Genomic DNA, 1,074 nt, shown 5'->3' on the forward strand with positions numbered 1-1,074 from the left:
GTCACGGATGATCGCCCCGGGCCGCAGGTCAAACACCTCGGGCACGATCTTCTCGATCTTGACCGGATCGACCGTCGCGGTACCGAACGTCTCGATGAACAACCCGACCGGGGCCGCCTTACCGATGGCGTAAGCCACCTGCACCTCGACCCGCTCGGCCAGCCCGGCAGCGACGATGTTCTTAGCCACCCACCGCATCGCGTAGGCCGCCGAGCGGTCCACCTTGGACGGATCCTTACCCGAGAACGCCCCACCACCGTGGCGCGCCCACCCGCCATAGGTGTCGACGATGATCTTGCGGCCGGTCAGGCCGGCATCACCCATCGGCCCACCCAAAACGAACTTGCCGGTCGGGTTGACCAGCACCCGCGTCGCCGACGAGTCCAGGGTGTCGTGGGCCAGCTCCTCGAGCACCGTCGTGAGCACGTGCTGCCGGATATCGGGATCCAGGGTGTTCTCCAGGTCGACGCCCTCGGCGTGCTGGGTGGAGACCACCACGGTGTCCAGGCGGACCGGAACGTCGTCCTCGTACTCGATGGTGACCTGCGTCTTGCCGTCCGGGCGCAGGTAGGGCAGCGTGCCGTTCTTGCGGACCTCGGTCAACTTGCGCGACAGCCGGTGGGCCAGCGCGATCGGCAGCGGCATCCGCTCGGGGGTGTCGTTGATCGCATAACCGAACATCAGGCCCTGATCGCCGGCGCCCTGGGAGTCCAACGGATCCGCGGCGCCCTCCACGCGCGCCTCATGCGCGGTGTCCACACCCTGAGCGATGTCGGGTGACTGCGCCCCGATACCGATGTTCACCCCGCACGTGCTCCCGTCGAAGCCCTTGTCCGACGAGTCGTAACCGATGTCGAGGATCCGCGCGCGCACCGTGTTGGTGATGTCGGCGAACGCCTCTTTGGCCGTCGTGGTCACTTCACCCACCACGTGCACCTGCCCGGTGGTGACCAGCGTCTCGACGGCGACACGTGAGCGGGGGTCCTGCGCCAACAGCGCGTCGAGGACCGAGTCGCTGATCGCGTCACAGATCTTGTCGGGATGTCCCTCAGTCACCGACTCACTGGTAAACAG

At 66.9% G+C, this 1,074-nt stretch carries 1 protein-coding gene; it reads right to left on the minus strand.

The genetic code is table 11. The features are described 5' to 3' along the window. The coding region (gene metK / locus A5782_RS21125) for a methionine adenosyltransferase (RefSeq protein WP_067104049.1) at positions 1-1,074 on the minus strand (1,074 nt) is incomplete at both ends.

This window comes from Mycobacterium sp. 852002-40037_SCH5390672 (assembly GCF_001665875.1).
Classification (GTDB): domain Bacteria; phylum Actinomycetota; class Actinomycetes; order Mycobacteriales; family Mycobacteriaceae; genus Mycobacterium.